Origin of the sequence: Nocardia paucivorans NBRC 100373, from assembly GCF_000308675.1 — a bacterium.
GTDB classification, from domain to species: Bacteria; Actinomycetota; Actinomycetes; order Mycobacteriales; family Mycobacteriaceae; genus Nocardia; species Nocardia paucivorans.
The window spans coordinates 243,454-260,412 of sequence record NZ_BAGE01000046.1 but is presented as its reverse complement, the minus strand read 5'-3'; the positions used below and the strand labels follow the sequence as shown (position 1 = coordinate 260,412).

Below are 16,959 nucleotides of genomic sequence, written 5' to 3'. Positions count from 1 at the left end.
CAGGGTCAAGGTTTAGCGTTCCGGGCATGGAAGAGACGAACACCCTCGACGGTCGGGCAGTGCTCATCACCGGGGGAGGCACCGGTATCGGTCGTGCGACGGCCCATCAATTCGCTGCCATGGGCGCCGAAGTCCTTATCGTCGGACGATCCGCCGAACGCTTGGCGGAGACGGCGGAAGGACACCGTCGGATCCGATCATTCGTGGCCGACCTCACCGAGTCGAACGCTTCCGCCGCCGCCGTGACCGCCGCATTGGAGGCGTACGGCCGCATCGATATCGTGGTCAACAACGCCGCTATCACCCGACCCGCGCCACTCGGGGAGATCGACCGGAAGGTCGCCGAGGAACAGCTCGCCACTAATCTTCTGGCACCGATCTTCCTCACCCAGCACGCTCTGCCGCACCTACCGGCGGGTGGCGTCATCGTCAACATCACATCCAACCCACCCCACAACGGATGGCCGAACAACTCGGTCTACGGATCCACGAAAGTGGCTCTCGACTTCCTCACCCACACATGGGCTGTCGAACTCGCGCCGCGTGGCATTCGTGTGGTGTCGGTGGCCCCGGGAATCACGGCGACACCGGTGCTCGCCCACGCCGGTTTATCCGATGAGCAGATCGCCGCGGCGGGCAAAGAGCTTCGGTCCCGAATCCCGCTGGGGCGTATCGCTCGACCCGACGAGATCGCATGGTGGATCGTGAACGCGACGCGTCCCGAGGCCGGTTACCTCACCGGCGCGGTCATCCGCATCGACGGTGGCCTGAGCGCGGCCGCATGATAATGGGTCGATGCTGATCGGAGAACTGGCGGACGAGGCCGGCATCACCGTTCGCGCGTTGCGCTATTACGAACAACAGGGCCTGCTCCGTCCTCGGCGCGCCCCGAACGGTTACCGAGAGTACGACGAAACAACCGTCGGCCATGTGGGCAATATCAGACTGTTGCTCTCCCTCGGCCTGACCACCAACGACATCCGCGCCTTCCTGCCCTGCCTGGATCAGGACATCACCGCCGCGGGCCTCTGTCCCGCGAGCGCGCGGGTTATCGCCCGCAGGCTCGCGGAGATGGACGAGAAGATCGCCGCGCTGAACGCTGTCCGCAACCGCCTCGGCGAGGCGCTGACGCGGGCCACCGGCCAGAGGCCCTGATATTTCACTGCAGCACGGGTCCGGTCCTCTGATCCTTGGTCCATGGATTATGTGGGAGTGGCCTGCACGCCGATAGGTCGGCCTCACCTGCCCGGCGGTGCCGCGTATCCAGCGCCGAGCCGGTATGCAGCGGTTCCGGAAAATTCTTCACAGACAGCGATGAGTTCTCCGACAGTGCTCCGTCCTATCTGTTGAACGCGCTACCAACCCGGCGCGAACGATCAGGAGGACCGGAAATGACCACAGCCAACCCCACCGTCAACTTCTCCGACGATGTCGCCGACCGTCCAGGCAAGATCCACAACCGCGTCCTGTGGAGCCTGCAGATCCTGCTCGGCCTGTTCTTCGTCATCGCCTCCGGCGGGCCGAAACTCGTCATACCCCATGTCTTGGCCGAAAACACTTCGGAGAACCTGACCGTCCCCTTCGGGGTGCTCGTCTTCATCGGGCTCGCGGAGGTCGCCGGCGGTCTCGGGCTGATGGTGCCTCGGCTGTGCGCCCCGGCCGCCGCGGGGTTGTGCGTGCTCACCGTGCTCGCCGCCGGTACGCAGGCCTTTATTGCCGACAGGCCTGCGATGGCGGTCTTCCCGCTGGTCCTCGCCGCGATCTTCGCCTGGATCGCCTACCAGCGCCGAGCCGGTCTCACCGAGTTGCGCGCCATGCTCTCACGATGACGAATCCATGAGCCCGGTCGGCGCTCGGAGTGGGTCTCCGAGCGCCGACCGGGCGTTCCCACATCGATTGCCGGTCGGGTTGGTGGCGGTCGATGCGGCGGCCATCCGGTCGGTGGTGCCCCGACAGGGATGCCGCACCGGGTGGCCGCCTACGCTCGTGTTTCGTGACCCTCGACTTACGTGCCGACCCGATTGCCCTGACCGCCGCCCTCGTGGATATCCCGAGCGTTTCCCAGGACGAGGCCGCGATCACCGACGCCGTGGAAGCCGCGCTGCGTACGCAGACCACCGGTTTCGAGGTGCTGCGACACGGCAATGTGGTGCTCGCACGCACCGACCGTGGGCTGCCGACGCGGGTCGTCCTGGCCGGGCATCTGGATACCGTGCCGATCGCGGACAATGTGCCGAGCAGGCGCGTCGTCGAGAACGGAGCCGAAGTGCTCTACGGTTGCGGCACGGTGGATATGAAATCCGGGGACGCGGTCTTTCTGCACCTCGCCGCGACCATTGCCGAACCGGCACATGATCTCACCCTGATCTTCTACGACTGCGAGGAGATCGCGGCCGAGCTCAACGGCCTGACCGCTATCGAACGTGATCTACCGCACTGGCTCGACGGCGACCTCGCAATCCTCGGGGAACCCTCCGGCGGCTGGATCGAGGCCGGCTGCCAGGGCACCCTGCGGGTCGAGTTGCGCACCTCCGGAGTGCGGGCGCATTCGGCGCGGTCCTGGTTGGGTGACAATGCCATCCACCGCCTGGCCCCGATCTTGAATCGACTGGCGGAGTATGAGGCCCGGCGGGTCGATATCGACGGATGTGAGTATCGGGAAGGGCTGTCCGCGGTCCGGGTCGAAGGCGGTGTGGTGGGCAATGTGGTGCCCGATGCCGCCGAGCTGGAGGTGAACTTCCGGTTCGCGCCGGATCGGTCGGTGGACCAGGCCATCGACCATGTCCGTGAGGTTTTCGCCGGACTCGAGGTGGAACTCGAGGTCACCGACTCCGCCCCCGGCGCCCTCCCTGGTCTGACCGCGCCCGCCGCGCAACGACTCGTCACCTCCGTGCGCGCCCACGGTTCGGCCGGTGTCCGCGCCAAATACGGATGGACGGATGTCTCCCGGTTCGCGGCCCGCGGTATTCCGGCCGTCAATTTCGGTCCGGGCGACCCGAACCTCGCCCACAAACGCGACGAGCACGTCCCGTTCTCCCAGATCACCGCCGTCACGACCATGCTCCGCAACTACCTGACCGACACCACGTCCTGATCTCCGGGCGTGACCGCACCGGTCGGTGGGCTACGCCCCGCCGGCCCACCGGACCGAGCTGCGGGTATGAGGCGATATCGCGGAGATTGTGGCGTGATGGGTTCGGATCTCGCGGTAGCGACCGGGTGCGACGCCGAACTCGCGCTTGAACGCATGCGAGAACGCGAACGGCGAGGAATAGCCGACGCGCCGTGCGACGGCCGCCAGGCCGAGGTCGGTGTCGTGCAGTAGGTGGGCCGCGAGCGTCATGCGCCAGTGGGTCAGGTAGGTCATCGGGGCGGTGCCGACCAGAGCCGTGAACTTCCGGGTGAGCGTGGTGCGTGAGAGACCGGCCTCGGCGGCCAGGTCTTCGATTCGCCATGGCCGGTCCGGGGAGCCGTGCATCGCCTCGAGCACCGTGGTGATGCCGCGGTCCCGTAGCGCGCGTGGCCACCCCAGATCTGCGTGATCGTCGAACCAGGCGCGGATCATGTATACGAGCAGCAGGTCGAGCAGGCCGGCGAGTGCCGCGTCGCGCCCCGGACGTCGGGTGGTCGTTTCGGCGGCGAGGAGATCGAGTGCCGCGCGCAGGTCGTCGTGGTCGCCGCCGGGGGCGGGCAGGTGCACCACGTTCGGGAGGGCGGTGAGCATCGGATGGGATCTGCGCCGGTCCAGCCGGTACTTCCCGCACAGCAGTTCCACATTTCCCGTCCGATCCGCCACCGCGGACTCGAACGGTGCCGGCCGGCCCGCATTGCGTGAATCGGCCAGTACGTGACCGTGACCGGCGGGCAGCAGCACGATGTCCCCGGGACCGAGTTGCAGGGGGGCGTGCCCATCCATGTGCAACCAACTCGTACCTCGCAGGACCATGTGGAAGCCCGCGCCGTCGTAGGGTGCGAACCGATACGACCACGGGGAGCCGACGCGTATCCGGTTCGCCGAGGGTCGGCCGGTGCGCACAACCCGGATGACATCGCTGAGGAGGTCCACGGCCCGCATCCTAACGCCCGAAAATGGTACGAAATCGTATACAAACGGGCCGATTGATCATTAATCGATCCACCGAGCACGCCTAATCTGAAGCCGTGACCGATTTCGCAGTGGGTGCCGTAGAGGTGACGAAGGTGCCGGAATGGGTCGGCGAGATCGCGCCGGCGCGCGTCATCATCCCCGACAGCGATCCCGGGGTGTGGCGGGACAACGAGGCCTGGCTCGCACCCGATCACTGGCACCCGGATACGGACGCCTATCACGCGGCCGTGCAGACCTGGGTGCTGCGCAGCGAGGGTAAGACCATCCTCGTGGACACCGGAGTGGGCAACGATCGCGACCGGCCGCAGATTCCGCTGTTCGATCATCTGCACACCGACTTCCCGGACCGGCTGGCCGCGGCCGGTGTCCGACCGGAGGACGTGGACATCGTCATCAACACCCACATCCACTACGACCACGTCGGCTGGAACACGCTCGGCGGCGACCGGGGCTGGGAACCGGCCTTCCCGAACGCGGTCTATCTCATCCCGGCCGTGGACGAGCGCTATTTCGCACCCGAGAACGCCGGCCGCCGCCCCGCCCCCCGCAGCGAATTCGAACGCCGTCGCCGGGAAGGGAGCCTTCTCGTCTACGCCGACAGCATCGCACCCGTGCTCGGCAGGGCCATGCTGTGGGAGGACACCTACCGGGTGGACGGCAACCTCACCCTCGAATCGGCCCCCGGGCACACACCGGGATCATCCGTGCTGCGCGTCCGCTCGGGTAGTGATACGGCCGTTTTCGTCGGCGACATCCTGCACAGTCCGGTGCAGATCCTGGAACCGTCGTACAACAGCTGCTTCTGTGAGAACCGTGAGCAGGCCGCGGACACGCGCCGCCGGTTGCTCGAGCAGGCCGCGGACACAGGGGAGATCGTGATTCCCGCGCACTTCGCGGGTTCGGGCGCGGTCGAGGTGAAACGCGATGGCAGCCGGTTCCGAGTGGCCCGTTGGGTCGGCTGACAGCCGAGGCCCGGCCCGCCGCTCGCCGGCTCTCGGTCTCCGGTGGTACGTGTGGCCGATTCCGAAATCGATCCGATCGCCCGAGCGTGAAATCCACGACCGTACTTGGTTCGTCACCGCGTAAATGGTTTGACACGGGGCATAGGGTCGGAATCCGACGCGGAATTCGTGTGGATATGACGGCTGCCCCATCGCAGGACCCCATCTCGATCACAGGTAATGGCATCGCATTCGCCGCGAGAACCACCTGCGAGCGGTTATCGATCCGAACGAATATCCGCGAACCATTCCGCCGGCCGGCGGCGGTGCGTCGGAAATGTATCGGCAGGAGGCGATGTGACCACCGACGAAGTCGATGCGCCACGCGGCCATCACGAAAAACCCTGCACCGTCGAGGGAATCAACCGACGCGATACACCGCCGAACCTGATGTTGGAAGGGGTGGTCGGCTCCGTCGCGTACGGCCTCGACACCCCCACCAGCGATATCGACTATGCCGGCATCCATGTGGAGCCCACCGCGAATCTGCTCGGCCTGCATCCGCCCGCACGTGAGCGCGCCACCGAGAAGGGGCGTGGTGACGCCGATGCCGTCTACCACGAGATCGGGAAAGCGATGGCTCTCATGCTGTCCTGTAACCCGACCGCCAGTGAGGTCCTGTGGCTCGAGAACTACACCGTCACCACCCCATTCGGTGAAGAACTGATCGGTTTACGCCGGCATTTCCTGTCCGCGAAGCGAGTTCGGGATGCGTTCTTCGGTTATGCGACGAGCCAGTTTCGCCGCCTCGTCGAACGCGGTCGATTCGCCGGTTCACCGGACGCCCGACGGGAAAAGCATGCCCGCCACACCATGCGATTGCTCTATCAGGGTTATGAGCTGTACACCACCGGTTCTCTACCGGTACGGATTCCGGACCCCGCACCGTATTTCGCATTCGGTGCGCAGGTCCGCGACGATCCCCAGGCCGTATCGGTGAAAGCGCTGATCGCCGAGTACGAGGACAAATTCGACCGCGCGCGCACCGTGCTCCCCGACAGGCCGAACGAGGCGCCGCTGGAGGATTTCCTGCAACGAGTTCGATTCGCCCACTATCAACGGTAAGCGTGAGAACGGTTCCGGCGCGGTAGGTCGGACCCGCGTCGGTGGCGGCCGTCCGGTCCCACCGGCAGGGGTCGTGAGGGCACCGGGTCGAACCTCGCGAGTGCGCCTGTCCCATGCCCGAACACCCCGGCCGTGGGGCGGGGTGTTCGGCCCGACCCAGTAGCGTTGCGGGCATGTCCACCGATGCAGCCGATCCAGAGATCTCGGGTAAACCGAGGGTGTCAGCCAGATTCCGCGGACCCATCATGCTTCGCCGTGCACGTAAGCCCGCGGGGGGAGATACGGCCGATCAGCATCTGCTGGATCGGCGGGACGGCAGCGACTGGGTGCACACCGATCCGTGGCGGGTGTTGCGTATCCAGGCGGAATTCGTCGAGGGTTTCGGGGCGCTGGCCGAGGTGCCGCATGCGGTGAGCGTGTTCGGTTCTGCTCGTACCCCGGTCGATCATCCCGAATATCAGGCCGCTCGGGCCATCGGTGCGGCATTGGCGAAGGCGGGTTTCGCGGTGATCACCGGTGGTGGGCCGGGCGCCATGGAAGCCGCCAATCGGGGCGCGTCGGAGGCCGGCGGTTTCTCGATCGGGCTGGGCATCGAGTTGCCGTTCGAGCACAGCCTGAACGAGTGGGTGGATCTGGGGATCAACTTCCGCTATTTCTTCGTCCGTAAGACGATGTTCTTGAAGTACTCGCAGGCGTTCATCTGTCTGCCGGGTGGGTACGGCACCCTGGACGAGATGTTCGAGGCCCTCACACTGGTGCAGACCCGGAAGATCACCCGCTTCCCGATCATCCTGTTCGGCACCCGGTACTGGGCGGGGTTGGTCGACTGGATTCGGGATTCCCTGTTGAGTTCGGGCAAGATCAGCGAGATAGACATGGACCTCATCCATCTCACCGACAGTGTGGAGGACGTGGTGCGGATCATCGAGCAGGCGGCGGTCGAACGGAACACGTTGGAAACGGTCGGAACCGAGGACGAATGGTGAGCGCCGGGGTCGACACCTCCTTCGCGGTGTGCGTCTACTGTTCGGCGAGTACCACCGACCCCGAGCAGCTGCGCTTGGCGGCGCGGGTTGGTACGGAGATCGCCCGGCGCGGTTGGCGACTGGTGTCCGGCGGTGGCCATGTATCGATGATGGGCGCGGTGGCGACCGCGGCCCGGGCCGGCGGGGCCACCACCATCGGGGTGATCCCGAAGCATCTGGTGCATCGTGAGGTGGCCGATGTGGATGCCGATGAGCTTGTCGTCACCGACACCATGCGCCAGCGCAAACAGGTGATGGAGGATCGTTCCGACGCGTTTCTCACCCTCCCCGGCGGTATCGGCACCCTGGAGGAGTTCTTCGAAACCTGGACCGGTGGCTATCTGGGCGTGCACCGCAAGCCGATGGTGGTGCTCGATCCGGACGGACACTACAAAGGTCTGTTCGCTTGGGTGGAGCAGCTTCACGATCGGGGTTACGTCTCGCGGGAGGCGCTCGATCTGGTCACGGTCGTCGTCGATCCGGCGGAGGCCTTCGCCGTCCTGGATCGGGCGGCGGAGGCGATGCATACACCGGGCGGATGACCTGGAGCGAACCTCACGTCGGTACAGTCGAAGCCATGTTCGAGCCCGTCCGGCCGTCGCCGACACTGTGCGGACGGCCGGTGGCGACGGATCGCGCGTTGGTGATGGCCATTGTGAACCGCACCCCCGACTCCTTCTACGACCGGGGCGCCACCTTCGAGGACGCGGCCGCCATGGCCGCCGTGGCCCGGGCCGTGGACTCCGGGGCGGATCTGGTCGATATCGGTGGGGTGAAGGCGGGGCCCGGTGCCACGGTCGATACCGCGGAGGAAATCCGGCGGGTGGTGCCGTTCGTGGCCGCTATTCGGAAGAAGTACCCCGATCTGTTGATCAGCGTCGACACCTGGCGTGCGGAGGTGGCGCGGGCGGCCGTGGGTGAGGGCGCGGATCTGATCAACGACACCTGGGCGGGCGCCGACCCGGAGTTGGTGCCGGTGGCCGCTGAGACCGGCGCGGGCATCGTCTGCAGCCACACCGGTGGCGCCGTGCCCCGCACCCGTCCGCATCGGGTCCGTTACGCCGATGTGTTGACCGAGGTGACCGAGACCCTGGTGCGGGCGGCGGAGGCAGCCGCGGCGGCCGGGGTGCGCCGGGACTCGATTCTGATCGATCCGACGCACGATTTCGGCAAGAACACCTATCACGGGCTCGAACTGTTGCGTGGAGCGGACGTTCTTGTAAAAACCGGATGGCCTGTCTTGATGGCGCTTTCCAATAAAGATTTCATCGGAGAGACATTAGGTGTCGATCTTTCCGAAAGGCTGGAGGGCACATTGGCAGCAACCGCGTGGTCGGCGGCGGCCGGCGCTCGCGTTTTCCGCGTGCACGAGGTCGCCGAGACACGGCGGGTCGTGGACATGATCGCCGCGATCCAAGGTATCCGGCCACCGGTACGAACTCTGCGAGGTTTGGTATGAGTTTCCTACACACAGAGCATTCGGCCTCCGGATGGTCGACCACCCATACATGGGACGCCCCGGATTGGACGGTGGCCGAGCTGGTTGCCGCCAAGGCGGGACGCACGGTCTCGGTGGTATTGCCCGCGCTCAACGAAGAGAACACCGTCGCCGACGTGGTGGCGAGTATCCGGCCGCTGCTCGGCGGTCTGGTCGACGAATTGGTGGTGTTGGACTCCGGTTCCACCGATGCCACGGCCGAACGCGCCCGCGCCGCCGGTGCCCGGGTGGTGAGCCGGGAACAGGCAATACCCGAACTGGAGCCGGTACCGGGAAAAGGCGAGGTGTTGTGGCGCTCGTTGGCGGTGACCAGCGGCGACCTGGTGGCCTTCGTCGACTCCGATCTGATCGATCCGGATCCGGCCTTCGTGCCGAAACTGCTCGGCCCACTGTTGACCATGGACGATATGCACCTGGTCAAGGCGTACTATCGCCGTCCGCTTCGGCACGGCTCCGAAGTGGATGCGCACGGCGGCGGCCGGGTCACCGAACTGGTCGCTCGTCCGCTGTTGGCGGCGCTGCGTCCGGAACTGTCGGCGGTATTGCAACCGCTCGGCGGGGAATACGCGGGGACCCGGGAACTTCTCGCCGCGGTGCCGTTCGCCCCCGGCTACGGCGTGGAGATCGGCTTGTTGCTCGATACCTACGATCGACTGGGTCTGAACGCCATCGGTCAGGTGAACCTGGGGGTGCGCACTCACCGTAACCGTCCGCTGGCCGATCTGGGGGTGATGAGCCGACAGATCATGGGCACCGTCCTCGGGCGCAGCGGTATCCGGGACTCCGGTGCGGCGCTGACCCAGTTCCCTCTGGTAGGGGATGTCTTCACCGCCCGGTGTACCGAGGTCTCGCTGGCCGATCGCCCCCCGATGAACACCATTCGGCCGGATCGGGTCGCCGCCTGATCGGGGTCGGGTCCGATAGGCGGATGCGGTCCGCCGGCGGCCGAAACGGTTGTCGCCGGTCGGACCGGCATCGTGATATCGCGAGGACGGTCGGGTCGGTCAGTGATCCGTCTGCCGGTACTGGGCCACGTGGGTGAAGGCCGAGGAACGCCGTGGGAAATCCCGTCGTGGTGTGGAGGACCGCTCGGCGGTATCGGGGGCGCCGGCCGCGCGGCGTGAGCGCCGGGTGCGCCCGGTTTTCGTGGTGGAAGAACCGCTCGCATCGGTGTTCGTGGGGTTTTTGCCATCCGTATCGCCGTTGTCCCCGTCTTCGAGATCCGCGGGGGCGGAGGTCTGCTTCGGATCGTCCGATGACGGCGAGATTTTCGGATCGGGATTCTCATCGGCGCGTCGGGGGCTTTCCCGGGGCGCGGTGGGTGGTGTGACCGCAGAGTCGGTATCGGCCGTGGAGGTCGTATCGCTCGGTGGGGACTTCTCGATGGTGGAATCCGTGTCCTCACCGGGCTCGGAAGGCGAAGCATCCGTTCCGTCCGGTGCTTCGGACTCGTCGACCGAATCCTGCGGTGTCGTCCGTCGCGCGTCACTCGCGTCCGAGCGGTCGTCGGTGTCGGAGAGGTTGTCGGTGTCCGAGGAGTTGTCCTCGGTCGATATATCGCCCGGACCTCGAGGGGAATCGTTCGTGCTCGGTGACTCGGGGCCCGCGGCGCCCTGTGCGCCGTTCGCGCTTTCGGGAGTGTCCTCGTCGCGCTCGTCCGATTCGGGTGGGGCATTCCGTTCGTGGCGGCCCTCGTCGGAGGACGAGGCGTCGGGATCGGACTCGTGCTCCTCAGGATGTTCTCCGGCCAGCCGTGCCTGGAGTTCGGCGACGGTGATGTGTTCCCGTTCCAGGGTGGGGTAGCGGCGCACCAGGATCGCAAACGTCAGCAATCCGATAGCGATCAACACAATCCCCACGATTACCAACGTATTCACCTGTGCCTCCACGACTTTTTCCGGGCGGATATGGAGATCGACACGGTGTGCTCATCCGCGGGATAGTTACTCCATAGTTATCCAATCATTGGAGCGATGAAAAGAAACACGCGGCATGAGTGACCTGGGTCACATCAGGCCTAACAATGCGGGCCGTACGGGCAACCTTCGAGCAGGTGGTGTCGGCCGGGCCCACGCCCACGGCCCCAAGGGCGCGGGCCCGGTGCAGCTGTTTCGAGGTATGGGTGCCGGTGGGTCAGCGGCGCTGCCGGAGCGCATGCGCGCGCAGATCCGCCGGATCGTGCAGAAAGACGGGAGTGAGCAGATCGGCGTCCACCGGTTCGCCCGTGGTGCGGTCGTAGCGCACTCCGATCAAGGTGGAGAACCGTCGAGTGCCTGCACGTTCGTGCAGGGTGGCCAGTCGGGTGGCGAGAAGGCGGACGGCCCCCAGGGAGCCGGGCGGATGGAGCCCATCGATGACCAGCACCGATCCGGACCCATCGGGGCGCGGCAAACGCGCCAGGTAGGCGATATCGTGCGGATCCGGGCCGGCCGGGCGGTAGATGCGCCGGGCCGCGCGGTCCTCGATACCGCGTCGCCCGTCTCCGGCGCGGGCGATGGAGCGCCGGAGACGGGGGTCGGCGGAGACGAGATGGCGCAGGCTCGGGGACAGCTCGGGTCCACCGAGCACGATGAGTCCGTCTCGGCGCAGATCGATGGGGCGGCCGGGCGGAAACGGCTCGATGGTCACCGAGAAACCCAATTCGCGTAGGAGTTCCGCCAGCCGCGGTGCGGCCGCCGGATCGGGTGCGCCGATCAGCCTGCCCGCCCGGGTGTCCGGCACCAGGATGGTGAGCGGGCCGTGTCCGAAGAACAAACCCTCCGGCGCCGGGCCCTGGGTGCTCACCTGGTGGATACGAGCTCGGGAGAGACCGGCCGCCGCACCGATCCGGGCGAATGTCCAGCCGTCGGCATGTAATTCCCTGATAACCGCACGGCGGATTCGAGTGAGCTCGTTGATGGTCTGCTGCGCCGCGGCGACCCCTTCGGTTGCGGCCTTGAGTCGCTCGACTTTGTCTTCGATCGCGAAAATTCGCGCCACGTCATCGGCCGACATGTGCGAAGTCTAGACAGCGGACCGACTTTCGGCGTCTAGTGAGGTTGACGGATCAAGTGGCGTCGGCATCGAACGGGGGACGTTCATTGCGCTCCAAGGGTTTCTCGACCTTCGGCATTGGGTAACCTGTCAGGTCACCTCCGGCACCGAGTAGGTCCTTGGTATCGGGAACCGCCCGTTCGAGATCTTTGAACAGCGAATCATTGCCGTTCAGAAGGTGTTTGGTAACCGCCGCCCGCGGTGTCATCCCCCGCAATTCCTGAAGATCGGCCAACGGTTTGCGGAACTCGTCGAATTCGGGTCCGAGTTCTTGTCTCAATTGCGCCGTTGCACCGGTGGCGTAATCGCGTACCTGACGGAGGGCGCGCACGGTCCAGCGCACGGCTCCGGGTAACCGCTCCGGGCCGAGAATGACGAGCGCGGCGACGAGCAAGACCAGCATCTCGCTCCACCCGATACTGCTGAACACGTCCTCCAGGCTACCCGCCGCGCGCGCTCGGTCGTCAGTCGGAGACCAGGGTCACCGGGAGGTCCACCTGCCGGCCTTCCCGGATCAACTGCACGGTCACCTCTTCGCCGATCGAGTACGACTGCACCGCCACGACCAATTCGTCGGGACCGCTCACCTGACGATCACCCACCTTGACGATCACATCGCCTTCGACGATGCCCGCATTCGCGGCCGGGCTGCCGGGCATGACATCCGCCACTTCGGCGCCGCTCATGACCTCGTTGGCAACCGCCTTCTGTCGGGCGCTGACCCCGAGCACGGGGTGATGGATGGCGCCGTCGCGAATGAGCGTCTGGGCCACGGTGGTCATCTTGTCCACCGGTATGGAGAAGCCGAGGCCGACGGAACCACCGCTCTCCGAACGGATCGCGGTATTGATGCCGATCACCTGACCGTTCATATTCACCAGTGCGCCACCGGAGTTACCGGGGTTGATCGAGGCGTCGGTCTGCACGGCGTCGATCACGGCCTTGGTGTCGCTGCCCTCGCCCTCCAGCTTGACCGGGCGGTGCAGGGCGCTGACGATCCCGGACGTCACCGTCTCGGTCAGGCCGAGCGGAGATCCGATGGCCAGCACGGCGTCGCCGACTTGTACATCATCGGACCTACCCAGCTGGGCAACAGTGAGATTTTTCACATCGACCTTGAGTACCGCCAGGTCCGTTTTCGGGTCCCGGCCCACGATATTCGCCGGTACCCGGGTGTCGTCGGAGAAACTGACCTGGATGGTCGCCCGGTTGGACTTGTCCTGGGCGGCCATCGAGATGACGTGATTGTTCGTGACGATATAGCCGGCACCGTCGATGACCACACCCGATCCGGTGGCCCCGTTGTCTCCGACGGTGACGCGGATCGAGACCACCGAGGGCAGAACCGCATCCGCGACCTGAGCGATCTGCCCGTGGGGTCGGTCGCTGTCGCTCTGTTCGAGGGTGACCTTGCGCGAGGTGAGAGCGGTGGCGGTTTCCGCGGTCAATCGCCCGACCAGACCGCCGACCAATCCGATGCCCAAGGCGATCGCGGCCAGGATCGCCAACGCCTTGGGGGCGACGCGAGAGCCGAAGAGAACCTCGCGGGCGGACAACTTCTCCGCCGGAGGCTCGATCGTTTCCTTGGGGGTGGGCAATGCGGGGGCGCCCAGGCGAGCCCCGCTCTCCGGGTCGCGCCACGGGTCGGAGGGACCCGCCGTGGGTTCGACATCGCCGACGGCATCGGGGTCGCGTTGCAGGAGTTCGGTGGAGCCCGGGGGACGTCCGAACGCCTCGGCCAGAACCGCCTCCGGCGGAGCGCCGGACACCACCGAGGAAGTGTTGTTCGGAGCTTCCGGGCGCGGGGGACGCGGCGCGAACGAACCGGACTGCCCGGCCGGACGGCGGAATGCCTGCGCCGTATGCGTGTCCACGTGCGGGCGGTACACCGGTCGCGGGGCCAGTACCGGCGCTCCGGCCGGCCGTAGATTGCCATTGTTGGCCGCCGAATCCGGGTTCTCGGCCGGTGTATTGTGCGTCGATTCGGAGGTCACTCGCCAAACTCTACTTGCGCCACCACGCCGTCCACCGCCTACTGTCGAAGGTGGCGGTGAAAGACTCGCTCAGAAAACCGAAAACCGCCTCGTGACGAGAATTTTCGGTGGGAATGCCGGGCTTTTCGGCGCCGGGGAATTCGGCCAGCGGTATACGGGTCAGACTGTCGTGCAGCCCGGCGGGCACCGATACCTGACCGGCCCGGCGCAATGCGATCCGGGCCTGCTGTTGGGCCTCGACCTCGGCGGCGCACTCCGGGCACAGGGAAAGGTGCCGGCCGGCGCGCATATACGCATTCATACGCAGCTCGCCGTCCACATAGGCGGCGATGGCCTCGCTCGCCAGATGCTCGGTGGAGCGGAACCGGGGTGAACGAGGACTCGACATACCGGAGTCGTCACTCATTCGGTGCTCATCCTTCCCAACCGACATCGCTGCTCGGCGGGCGCCGACGTCCGGCGTCGGGTCACCCGGCGTTCGCCTCGGCGGCGAACCTTTCCTGTGACCCATTATGCGCAAGGTAGTCACGCAGTGCCTGTCGACCGCGATGGATACGGCTGCGCACGGTGCCCAATTTCACGCCGAGCGTGGCGGCGATCTCCTCGTAGGACAGACCTTCGATATCGCACAGCACGACCGCGGCCCGGAATTCCGGCGCCAACGAATCCAGTGCGGATTGGAGATCGGGGTCGAGCCGGGCATCGTGGAAGACCTGTTCGGGGCCGGGGCCATCGGCGGCCACCCGCTCGTAGTCGTCCGGCAGCGCTTCCATCCGAATGCGGCTGCGGCGTCGGACCATATCCAGGAAGAGGTTGGTGGTGATGCGGTGCAGCCAACCCTCGAAGGTGCCCGGTTGGTAGTTCGACAGCGAGCGGAAGACCCGGATGAAGGTCTCCTGGGTGAGATCTTCGGCGTCCTGCGGATCGCCGGAGAGGCGATACGCCAGCCGGTATACCCGGTCGGCGTGTTCGCGGACCAGATCGTCCCAGCTGGGCATGACCGAAGGGTCGCCGGTGGCGTCGAAGGCTGCGGTTCCGGTGAGTTCGCCGAGTTCGGACAGGTCCGCCGTGTCCATGGTGTCCTCGGCCATGGAGAACCGGTCGTTGCTGCTCGGGTCGTGGTGCGCGTCGATGGTTGTGCCGCCGGCGTTGTCCGGACCGTCCGGCATGCCGGTCTCCCATTCGGACACTGTGATCTCCTCCCGGGGCAGTGTCGTATCCTCTTCGGTCAGGGCCCTGTCCGCACCGTGGAGCGAGTGTTCGACTCCACGGAGGACGGCCGATCGGCGGGCCCGGGGCAACTCGGGCAGGCCGGTGTACTCACGCGCCGCATCGACCATGTGGATAGGGGGTACCTCCTGTTCGGGACCGAGGCCTGGAGCCGCGGCCGGCGTTTCGGGTCTCGAAACGTCGTCGACGGGTACAACCATCTGGTGGTTCGTTGTTGTTCCCGGCCGGTCGGTCGATTGGTCTTGCGTGGTCACTACTGTCGCGTTCCCCGATATGGCTGGGGTATGCAGATCCTGAGGGACACCTGAGAATGTTCCGGCCCGCTTTCCGCCGAGTGGCATAGCCTCATGGGCGTGGCATCGAACCTGGAGCGAAATCTCGCCTACGTGGAGGAATCCGTCGTGGAGGACGAGGTCCTCGTCAACGCCCGTGAGCGGGCCGCCGAATTGGGCGTCGCGCCGGTGGCGCCGTCGGTCGGGGCGCTGCTGAGCATGTACGCGCAGCTCGTCGACGCACGAGCGGTGGTCGAGGTGGGGACCGGTGCCGGGATCAGCGGTCTGTGGCTGCTCGACGGGATGCGCGAGGACGGGACGCTCACCACCATCGACTTCGAACCGGAACATCAGCGGGCGGCCAAGAAGGCGTTCCGCGCCGCCGCCATCCCGCCCGCCCGCACCAGAATGATCAACGGCCAGGCCCTGGATGTGCTCCCGCGTCTGGCCGACGAGGCCTACGACCTGGTGTTCGTGGACGCGGCGCCGATCGAATGCGCCCAGTACCTGACCGAGGCGGTTCGGCTGCTCCGACCGGGCGGTGCGCTTCTGCTGCACAATGCCCTGCTGGGTGGTCGGGTGCCCGACCCGGCGCAGCGGGACGCAACCACCCAGGCGGTCCGGGAGGCCACCCGGGCCGTTGCCGAGGATCCCGCCCTGACCAGCGTTCTCATTCCGGTCGGCGACGGCCTGCTCTGCGCCTCGAAGGGATAGCGGGGTCGCCCACGGTGCCGTGGTGGGCCGGGGGAGTTGATCGGGGTCCACCGGTGCGGCGTCGCGTCGTGCCGGCCGCCGCTCGAAATTCTTGCGAAACCTCCCGGATAACCCCTTGCGGTGTGATTGAACGAGTGTTTAGCATATTGAACATGCGTTCAACCGATGATCTGAACACCCGGGCTCGTATTCGCGATACGGCTGTCGCGCTCTTCGGCGAACAGGGGTTCGGTATCGGAGTCCGTGCCATTGCGGCGGCGGCCGGTGTGTCCCCCGGATTGGTCAATCACCATTTCGGTTCCAAAGAGGGGTTGCGCCGGGAATGCGACGACTACGTGCTGGGGGTTATTCGTGATTCGAAGATGAGCTATTTCAACCAACCGTCCAGCGAGAACCTGCTGAACCAGTTGGCGGAGATCGAGAAGTTCGCCCCGATCATCGCCTATGTGGTGCGCAGCTTTCAGGCCGGCGGCGACCTTGCCGCTTCCCTGTTCGAACGCATGGTCGCCGACGTGGAACGGTACCTGGAGGTGGGCGTCGCCAACGGCGCATTACGCAAGCCCCGGGATCCGAAGGCGATGGCCCGGTATCTCGCCCTGGTGAACGGTGGCGGCATGCTGCTGTTCTTACAACTGCACACCCACAGCGCCGATCCCGTCGACTATCGCAAGGCGCTGCGCGAATACGCCGACACCGTGATGCCGCCCGCGTTCGAGGTCTATACCCAAGGCCTGCTCACCGATCCGTCGGTGCTGGACATGCCGGCCGCGGGTTACGACTTCGAACCGTCGACACCGAACACCGAGCCGAAGCCCTCCGAGGCCGACGCACCCCTGGCCGGAGACCACCCGATCGCATCCGGCCACGACACCGATCCGGCGGTGGGCGGGCCCACCGCGCCCACCGACGAGACGCCTGTGCTCCGTCCGAAGGTCGACGAGCATCGACCCGGGTGACGAACCCCCGCCGGATCCGGGCCCGTCGTGCGCGACGGGCGTCCACACACTCATTTCTTTCCT

Annotated in this window: 19 protein-coding genes; 12 read left to right on the top strand and 7 right to left on the bottom strand. The window is 66.2% G+C overall.

Annotated elements, in window-relative coordinates:
• The first annotated feature begins 26 nt into the window (after positions 1-26).
• From ON32_RS16960 to dapE, 4 genes are all read left to right on the top strand, one after another.
• Entirely contained in the window at positions 27-785 is a 759-nt protein-coding gene (locus ON32_RS16960; RefSeq protein ID WP_217998071.1) for an SDR family NAD(P)-dependent oxidoreductase, read from the top strand.
• A gap of 10 nt (positions 786-795) precedes the next feature.
• Positions 796-1,155, top strand: a complete 360-nt coding sequence (locus ON32_RS16955; RefSeq protein ID WP_040791870.1) for a MerR family transcriptional regulator — start codon at positions 796-798, stop codon at positions 1,153-1,155.
• Between the two features lie 236 nt (positions 1,156-1,391).
• Complete coding sequence (locus ON32_RS16950) at positions 1,392-1,829, top strand: DoxX family protein (RefSeq protein ID WP_040791869.1); 438 nt, start codon at positions 1,392-1,394, stop codon at positions 1,827-1,829.
• Between the two features lie 164 nt (positions 1,830-1,993).
• The gene (dapE, locus tag ON32_RS16945; protein WP_040791868.1) at positions 1,994-3,094 is read left to right on the top strand and encodes a succinyl-diaminopimelate desuccinylase; all 1,101 of its coding nucleotides are present in this window, start codon (positions 1,994-1,996) and stop codon (positions 3,092-3,094) included.
• Between the two features lie 30 nt (positions 3,095-3,124).
• Here the strand turns inward: dapE and ON32_RS16940 are convergent, their stop codons facing one another.
• Positions 3,125-4,066: an AraC family transcriptional regulator gene (locus tag ON32_RS16940; RefSeq protein WP_051133367.1), complete on the bottom strand. Its 942-nt coding sequence runs from the start codon at positions 4,064-4,066 to the stop codon at positions 3,125-3,127.
• Positions 4,067-4,161: 95 nt separating this feature from the next.
• On the opposite strand from ON32_RS16940, the gene ON32_RS16935 reads away from it, so the two are divergent.
• The 6 genes from ON32_RS16935 (at position 4,162) to ON32_RS16910 (ending at position 9,602) form a co-directional block, all read left to right on the top strand.
• Positions 4,162-5,070 carry an MBL fold metallo-hydrolase gene (locus ON32_RS16935; RefSeq protein ID WP_040791867.1) on the top strand — a complete coding sequence of 303 codons (909 nt, stop codon included), beginning with the start codon at positions 4,162-4,164 and terminating at the stop codon, positions 5,068-5,070.
• Positions 5,071-5,406: 336 nt separating this feature from the next.
• The gene (locus tag ON32_RS16930; protein WP_217998070.1) at positions 5,407-6,174 is read left to right on the top strand and encodes a nucleotidyltransferase domain-containing protein; all 768 of its coding nucleotides are present in this window, start codon (positions 5,407-5,409) and stop codon (positions 6,172-6,174) included.
• Positions 6,175-6,347: 173 nt separating this feature from the next.
• Positions 6,348-7,160: an LOG family protein gene (locus ON32_RS16925; RefSeq protein ID WP_051133338.1), complete on the top strand. Its 813-nt coding sequence runs from the start codon at positions 6,348-6,350 to the stop codon at positions 7,158-7,160.
• Positions 7,157-7,741, top strand: coding sequence for an LOG family protein (locus ON32_RS16920; protein WP_373284316.1), 585 nt, complete (start codon positions 7,157-7,159; stop codon positions 7,739-7,741). The genes ON32_RS16925 and ON32_RS16920 overlap by 4 nt, the downstream gene beginning before the upstream one ends.
• A 35-nt stretch (positions 7,742-7,776) precedes the next feature.
• Positions 7,777-8,658 (top strand): dihydropteroate synthase, encoded by an 882-nt coding sequence (gene folP / locus ON32_RS16915; RefSeq protein ID WP_040791984.1) that lies wholly within the window; start codon positions 7,777-7,779, stop codon positions 8,656-8,658.
• Complete coding sequence (locus ON32_RS16910; protein WP_040791865.1) at positions 8,655-9,602, top strand: glucosyl-3-phosphoglycerate synthase; 948 nt, start codon at positions 8,655-8,657, stop codon at positions 9,600-9,602. The genes folP and ON32_RS16910 overlap by 4 nt, the downstream gene beginning before the upstream one ends.
• Before the next feature lie 99 nt (positions 9,603-9,701).
• Here the strand turns inward: ON32_RS16910 and ON32_RS16905 are convergent, their stop codons facing one another.
• From ON32_RS16905 to sigE, 6 genes are all read right to left on the bottom strand, one after another.
• Positions 9,702-10,574 (bottom strand): hypothetical protein, encoded by an 873-nt coding sequence (locus ON32_RS16905; RefSeq protein WP_157224214.1) that lies wholly within the window; start codon positions 10,572-10,574, stop codon positions 9,702-9,704.
• 256 nt (positions 10,575-10,830) lie between these two features.
• The gene (locus ON32_RS16900) at positions 10,831-11,691 is read right to left on the bottom strand and encodes a hypothetical protein (RefSeq protein WP_040791863.1); all 861 of its coding nucleotides are present in this window, start codon (positions 11,689-11,691) and stop codon (positions 10,831-10,833) included.
• Positions 11,692-11,743: 52 nt separating this feature from the next.
• Entirely contained in the window at positions 11,744-12,160 is a 417-nt protein-coding gene (gene tatB, locus ON32_RS16895) for a Sec-independent protein translocase protein TatB (RefSeq protein WP_040791862.1), read from the bottom strand.
• A gap of 34 nt (positions 12,161-12,194) precedes the next feature.
• Positions 12,195-13,724, bottom strand: coding sequence for a S1C family serine protease (locus ON32_RS16890; protein WP_040791861.1), 1,530 nt, complete (start codon positions 13,722-13,724; stop codon positions 12,195-12,197).
• Between the two features lie 10 nt (positions 13,725-13,734).
• Complete coding sequence (locus ON32_RS16885; RefSeq protein WP_040791860.1) at positions 13,735-14,130, bottom strand: hypothetical protein; 396 nt, start codon at positions 14,128-14,130, stop codon at positions 13,735-13,737.
• 61 nt (positions 14,131-14,191) lie between these two features.
• Positions 14,192-14,815, bottom strand: coding sequence for an RNA polymerase sigma factor SigE (sigE, locus tag ON32_RS16880; protein WP_051133366.1), 624 nt, complete (start codon positions 14,813-14,815; stop codon positions 14,192-14,194).
• A 486-nt stretch (positions 14,816-15,301) separates the two neighbouring features.
• Here sigE and ON32_RS16875 point away from each other — a divergent pair, with 486 nt between their 5' ends.
• Together ON32_RS16875 and ON32_RS16870 are read left to right on the top strand one after the other, a co-directional pair.
• Positions 15,302-15,940: an O-methyltransferase gene (locus tag ON32_RS16875; protein WP_040791859.1), complete on the top strand. Its 639-nt coding sequence runs from the start codon at positions 15,302-15,304 to the stop codon at positions 15,938-15,940.
• 152 nt (positions 15,941-16,092) lie between these two features.
• Positions 16,093-16,896: a TetR/AcrR family transcriptional regulator gene (locus ON32_RS16870; protein ID WP_083874586.1), complete on the top strand. Its 804-nt coding sequence runs from the start codon at positions 16,093-16,095 to the stop codon at positions 16,894-16,896.
• Positions 16,897-16,959: the final 63 nt, after the last annotated feature.